Consider the following 5,492-nt stretch of genomic DNA (forward strand, 5'->3'; position numbering starts at 1 on the left):
CGAGAATTACACGCCGTTCCTGCCGTTCGGCTGGGCCGGGGTGTTCGCCGGCGCATCGGTGGTCTTCTTCGCGGTGTTCGGGTACGACGCAATGAGCACGGCCGCCGAGGAGTCCACAAGTGCTCGAAAACTGTTGCCCAAGGCCATCATTTACTCACTGGCGATCTCGATGGTCCTCTACGTGCTCGCCTGCCTCGTGCTCACCGGGATGGTGAAGTACACCGAGGTGGATCCGGAATCGGCGTTCGCGCAGGCCTTCGAAAGCGTTGGGCTGCCCTGGATCGCGACGCTGATCTCGGTCGGTGCCATCCTGGGTATCGCCACCGTGATGTGGACGTTCATGTACGCCGTGACCCGCGTCTGGTTCTCGATGTCTCGTGACGGGTTGCTGCCCAAGTGGTTCGCCGGCGTCAGCCCCAAACACCGGGTGCCCGTGCGCGTCACCTGGATCGTGGGCATCGGCTCGGGCCTGATCGCCGGCTTCCTGCCGATCGCCGAGGCCGCCGAGCTGACCAACATCGGGATCCTGCTCGCCTTTGCGGTCGTGTGTTCCGCGGTCATCGTGTTGCGGTACCGGTCGCCCGATATCGAGCGTGGGTTCCGCACTCCCGGCATGCCGGTCATCCCGCTCATCGGGGTCGGGTCGTCGATCTGGCTGACCACCTACCTGACGACGACCACGTGGATGCGGTTCGGTATTTGGCTGGTGATCGGATTGGCCATCTATGGGCTTTACAGCTACAAGCATTCGCATTTGAACACGGCAGCAAGCGGTAAGCCGACGAGGTCGAGCGGGTCGCCCGGTTGATCAGCTGAGGTGTTCGTCGAAGAACGTGAAGACCCGCGACCAGGCGTCTTCAGTCGCGGATTCGTTGTACCCGAAGCCGGTGATCCGAAGCAGCGGCTGGCCGGGAAGTTGGTTGGCGAAACTGTGTCCAGCGTCGGGATAGACCTTGATGTCGGCGGTGATGTCCCTTTCCTGCACTACCTTGCGCAGGCGAGCGGGCCCGCCGATGTTCAGCGGATCGCGGCGGCCGAAGCTGGCGACGATCGGGCATGCCCCGTCCAGCGTGTCGCTCAGTTTGCGAGGCAGCGGGACCCCGTAGAAGGGCGCCGAGGCAGCAAACCCTTTGGGAGACATGACCAGTGCAAACCGACCGCCCATGCAGAATCCGGCGATACCGATCGATCCGGTGGTTTGCGGCATAGCGAGCAGGTGATCGCGAGCGGTAAAGATGTCGTCGAGGGCACGGCCTCGCTCGGCAAGCAGCTCGCGAAAGACCCGTGTCATGCAGCGTGCCCTGCCGCCGCGCGAGTACAGGTCCGGTGTGATGGCGACGTACCCGGCCCCAGCGATTCGACGCGAGGTTGACTCGTTGTCTGGCCCATGGCCGACCGCGTCGTGAATGACCACCACTCCGGGCCACGGTCCCTGACCTTCGGGGACACTGAGCAGTGCGTCAATCGATCCGTCAGGCGTATTAAGCGTGATCATCGGCACCGGGACAAATGTAGCGGTTGACAGTCCGCGGCGTCAGCGGAAGCTTCCCGTGCCCCCGTCGACATGAATGGTCTGGTTCGTCAGATACGACGCGTCCTCGCTGAGCAGAAACGCGACGACGGCACCGATATCGGTGTGCGTGTCACCGACTCTCATCAGCGGCACATTGCCGATGGCTCGCTCGTAGTCGTCGGGAAATGCCTTCTGCCAGTACTGCACTCCGTCCGAGTTGGCGAACGGACATACCACGTTGACCCGGATGTTGTGCTTACCCCACTCGAGCGCGGCGACCTTGGACATGCCGCGAATGGCTTCCTTGGCGGCGGCGTAGGCGCCCCAGCCGGGTTCGCCGGCCGTCCCGCTGCCGGAGCCGAAGTTGACGATGGCCCCGCCACCGGCCGCCAGCAGGTGCGGGTATGCCGCCTGCATCAGGAAGAAGGTCGCCCGTGGGCCGACCTCGTACGCGAGATCGAAGTCGCCTTCCGCAATGTCGATGAACGGCTTGGGTTCGTTGGTGGCCATCGCGTTGTTGACCAATGCGGTGATGCCACCCAGCCGCTCGACGGCGGCATTGATGACCCGGGTGGGACTGGTGCGGTCACGCAGATCGGCGACGAGGTGGTGCGCGTCGAATCCAGATTCGGCGAACTTCGCGGCGGTGTCCGCAACCGTCTCACTGCGATCCACCAGCAGAACGGCGGCACCCCGTTCGAGCAGAGCGTGCGCGACGCCCCTGCCGATGCCGCGGCAGGCGCCGGTCACGACGGCTCGGGTGGTCGCCAGTGACTTGCTGTGCCAGTACGTGCCGGGACGAGTCATTCCGCATCGCCATTTGGCGCGCCGCGGTGAAGTTCGTATGACGTGCGCGCTGGTGTGGGGAACTCGATGAATTCGACGCGTGTCCCGTCCGGGTCTTTGACGAAAAACATTCGTACGCTTTCAATTTCGAAGGGAGCTTGCTCGGGCTCGCATCCCGCTGCCGTGACGCGCCGGTGGGTGTCGTCGAGGTCGGTGACCGACAGCGAGATGTTCTGGTTGCCGACGGTGGAGCGTGAGGGCCGCCCTGTCGGGCTGCTGCCGAGCGAGAGCAACTCAAGCATGACGCCGCCGACGACACCTCCGACCGCGCGTCCTTGATGGCTTGACGTGCCGCCGAGCGCATGGTCGAACGGCTGACCGCCCAACAGCTGGTCGAACACCACGTCCATGCCGAGAAGCCCTTGGTAGAACGCGAGCGCGCGGTCCATATCGGTCACGCCAACGACCAGATGCGAGAAACGCAGATCGGCCAGCGGCTCGGCAGGGCTCATGCCGCATGAGTATGCATCAGCTAGCCACCGGTTTTGGCGGAAGCCACCTTCGGAACAGCCGACGGACGGTGAGCTACAGCGGTGAAGCGTCGACCCCGCGTTGTCCGGCCGCCCGGCTTGTAAAGCGACAGCAGCAGGGCTCCGACCAGGCTCAGCAGCGCGCATCCGAAACCCCACAACACGACCTCGGCTGCACCGCTGATGTGCGCGGCCGTTCCTCCGGACGCGGCCAGCGTCGCGGCCTCTTCGCCGGCGCGCTCCAGGCTGTCGTGCAGAAAACCGAACGCCACGACCAGAATTCCGACGGCGATGGCGATCTTGGCGGCCACCCAGTAGTAGCGGATCAGCCCCCACTTCGTGGTCATGCTCAGCGCGATGCCCGTGAGGAACGTCGCGAAGTTGGTCCATGGCAGCAGTGTGATGTCGAAGGTAGCCATCAGCTCGTATATCGCCATAGTCGCGTGAATATCGTTGGTGGACATCGCGACTACCGCCATTGCGACAAACGTCAACGCGACGCCGATCCAGCAGGCCGCGGAAACCGCATGTGCGGCTACCAGCGCCTTGCGCGGCTTCGGCCGCAATTGACCGGCGGCCAGCGCCAGCACGGGTACCGCGAGCCAGGTCGCGAACATCGCGATCAAGTCGCCGACGACGAAACCCTGAATCACGGTCAGCACCACCAACAACCATCCGGCGGTCAGCCGAATCCACCGGCGGGTCATCGGCCGAACGGTCACAAGCAGCGCAAGCCCACCGCACACCATGGCGATCGCGATCCACACCGGACGATGGGCGCCCGGCAAGGTCGGCGGCACGAGCGGCGGCAGCTGGCCGGTGACCAACGCGATCAGGCACAGAGCCACCAGCAGGCGTCGGACGCCGCGCGGTGATGCGTATACGGCCGGTTCCGGCACGTCAACGACGGTAAGCGCGTCGGCCAAACCGCGACACGGGGCTAACCCCGGCATGGCACGGGGGTTTACCCGAACTTCGGGCAATGCCGCGCTTCGGCTACCCAGGCACTTCGAATGGTGTTGGGTACTCGAATATTTGATTCGCACTCCCGCCGAGACGGTTAGTTACCCTGACCCGATATGACGCGCGTGCTGATCACCGGAATGTCGGGTGTGGGCAAGTCGTCGTTGCTGCAGGAGCTGGCCAGGCGCGGCTATCGCACCGTCGACACCGACTACGGCGACTACGGCGACTACCACGAGATCATCGATGGTGAGTGGCTGTGGCGCGTCGACCGGATCGATGCCCTGCTGGCCGACGACACCGACGCCGGACCGTTGTTTGTGCAAGGCACGACGCGCAATCAGGTCCAGTTCTATCCGCGGTTCGACCACATCGTCTTGCTCAGCGCTCCGGCAGACGTTCTCGTCGAACGGCTCACCACGCGGAGCACCAACGTGTACGGGAAGGACCCGGCCGAGGTAGCCGAGACGCTGGAGTACCTGGAGACGGTCGAACCGCTGTTGCGGGAGTCTGCCACCCTAGAGGTCGTCACCACGGTGCCCGTCGCTGCGGTCGCCGACGCCGTTCTCGCTCACATGAACTGCCTTTGAGAAGAAGACGCGGCGGAAACCGTCCTCGACTGCGCGGCCCGTCTCGCGGTACCCATGCCGCGGGTAGAAGCGCAGGTTCTCCGTCATCGCCTCGTTGGTGTACAAGCGGACTTCGCCGTATCCCAGCTCGACCGCGTCCCGTTCGGCCCTTTCGAGCAGCAATCGTCCATAACCACGTCCCTGCGAACGGGTGTCAACGGCGACAGTTTCCAGCAGAACGTGGTCACTGCGGTCCTCGGTCACCATCGCTCCGACGAGCGCGTCACGCTCCTGGAGCACCCAGACCCGTGAATTCTGCAGAGCAGCGGCAGAGTCGGCCGTCATGGGAGCAGGCGGCCTGCCGATCCGAACGATGTACTTCGCGTACGCATCGGCGATCAGTCGCTGAATAGCAGCCAGGTCAGCAGCCGCGGCACGCCGCATCGACACGCCGTCCATGGGGTCAGCCTATGCATCGGGCAACCAAAGTTGCGCCGCCTGACAGACTGGTCCCGTGCGCTCCACACCGCAGTGCTGGCTCACCGATATGGATGGTGTCCTCGTCCGCGAAGAACATGCCCTGCCGGGCGCCGCGGAGTTCCTCGCGCGATTGGTCGAAGAGAAGCGGCCGTTCCTGGTGCTGACGAACAACTCGATCTTCACGCCACGCGACCTGTCGGCCCGGCTGTTGCGATCCGGTCTATCCGTGCCGGAGTCCTCGATCTGGACGTCCGCGCTGGCCACCGCCACGTTCCTGAGCGACCAGCTGCCCGGCGGTTCGGCCTACGTGATCGGCGAGGCCGGCCTGACCACCGCATTGCACGAAGTCGGATACACGCTCACCGACACCGAACCCGACTTCGTCGTCCTCGGCGAAACCAGGACCTATTCCTTCACCGCGATCACAAAGGCGGTCCGGCTGATTCTGGGCGGCGCCCGCTTCATCGCCACCAACCCGGACGTCACCGGACCGTCGGCGGAGGGCCCACTGCCGGCCACCGGGTCGGTCGCGGCCATGATCACCAAGGCCACCGGCCGCGAACCCTACTTCGTCGGCAAGCCGAACCCGATGATGTTCCGCAGCGCCCTGAACAGAATCGAAGCGCATTCCGAGAACACCGTGATGGTGGG

Annotated in this window: 8 protein-coding genes; 3 read left to right on the forward strand and 5 right to left on the reverse strand. The window is 64.7% G+C overall.

Annotation, left to right across the window (positions count from 1 at the left end):
* A partial coding sequence (locus tag VFH65_RS18510; RefSeq protein WP_353323408.1) for an APC family permease occupies nucleotides 1-808 on the forward strand: 808 nt, incomplete at its 5' end.
* On the opposite strand, the gene VFH65_RS18515 is transcribed toward VFH65_RS18510, so the two are convergent.
* From VFH65_RS18515 to VFH65_RS18530, 4 genes are read right to left on the reverse strand one after another with little or no spacing between them, the layout of a single operon-like run.
* A complete protein-coding gene (locus VFH65_RS18515) occupies nucleotides 809-1,495 on the reverse strand; it encodes a dienelactone hydrolase family protein (protein ID WP_414688447.1) in 687 nt (228 codons plus the stop codon).
* Nucleotides 1,496-1,534: 39 nt separating this feature from the next.
* Complete coding sequence (locus VFH65_RS18520) at nucleotides 1,535-2,320, reverse strand: SDR family NAD(P)-dependent oxidoreductase (protein WP_353323411.1); 786 nt, start codon at nucleotides 2,318-2,320, stop codon at nucleotides 1,535-1,537.
* Nucleotides 2,317-2,811 (reverse strand): VOC family protein, encoded by a 495-nt coding sequence (locus VFH65_RS18525; protein ID WP_353323413.1) that lies wholly within the window; start codon nucleotides 2,809-2,811, stop codon nucleotides 2,317-2,319. Before VFH65_RS18525 ends, VFH65_RS18520 begins: the two co-directional genes overlap by 4 nt.
* A 20-nt stretch (nucleotides 2,812-2,831) precedes the next feature.
* Nucleotides 2,832-3,728, reverse strand: a complete 897-nt coding sequence (locus VFH65_RS18530) for a hypothetical protein (protein ID WP_353323414.1) — start codon at nucleotides 3,726-3,728, stop codon at nucleotides 2,832-2,834.
* Nucleotides 3,729-3,908: 180 nt separating this feature from the next.
* Between VFH65_RS18530 and VFH65_RS18535 the strand changes: the two genes are divergently transcribed.
* Entirely contained in the window at nucleotides 3,909-4,382 is a 474-nt protein-coding gene (locus VFH65_RS18535) for an AAA family ATPase (protein ID WP_353323416.1), read from the forward strand.
* Here the strand turns inward: VFH65_RS18535 and VFH65_RS18540 are convergent.
* Nucleotides 4,311-4,820 carry a GNAT family N-acetyltransferase gene (locus tag VFH65_RS18540; protein WP_353323417.1) on the reverse strand — a complete coding sequence of 170 codons (510 nt, stop codon included), beginning with the start codon at nucleotides 4,818-4,820 and terminating at the stop codon, nucleotides 4,311-4,313. The two genes, VFH65_RS18535 and VFH65_RS18540, sit on opposite strands and share 72 nt — an antisense overlap.
* A gap of 55 nt (nucleotides 4,821-4,875) precedes the next feature.
* Between VFH65_RS18540 and VFH65_RS18545 the strand changes: the two genes are divergently transcribed.
* On the forward strand, nucleotides 4,876-5,492 hold a 617-nt coding region (locus VFH65_RS18545; protein ID WP_353323418.1), incomplete at its 3' end, for an HAD-IIA family hydrolase.

Source organism: Mycobacterium sp. (genome assembly GCF_035697385.1).
In the GTDB taxonomy this organism is placed as follows: domain Bacteria; phylum Actinomycetota; class Actinomycetes; order Mycobacteriales; family Mycobacteriaceae; genus Mycobacterium.

Coding starts and splice junctions, on each gene's coding strand:
- VFH65_RS18515 (WP_414688447.1), bottom strand. CDS start 1,495: ATGATCACGCTTAATACGCCTGACGGATCGATTGACGCACTGCTCAGT.
- VFH65_RS18535 (WP_353323416.1), top strand. CDS start 3,909: ATGACGCGCGTGCTGATCACCGGAATGTCGGGTGTGGGCAAGTCGTCG.
- VFH65_RS18520 (WP_353323411.1), bottom strand. CDS start 2,320: ATGACTCGTCCCGGCACGTACTGGCACAGCAAGTCACTGGCGACCACC.
- VFH65_RS18525 (WP_353323413.1), bottom strand. CDS start 2,811: ATGAGCCCTGCCGAGCCGCTGGCCGATCTGCGTTTCTCGCATCTGGTC.
- VFH65_RS18540 (WP_353323417.1), bottom strand. CDS start 4,820: ATGGACGGCGTGTCGATGCGGCGTGCCGCGGCTGCTGACCTGGCTGCT.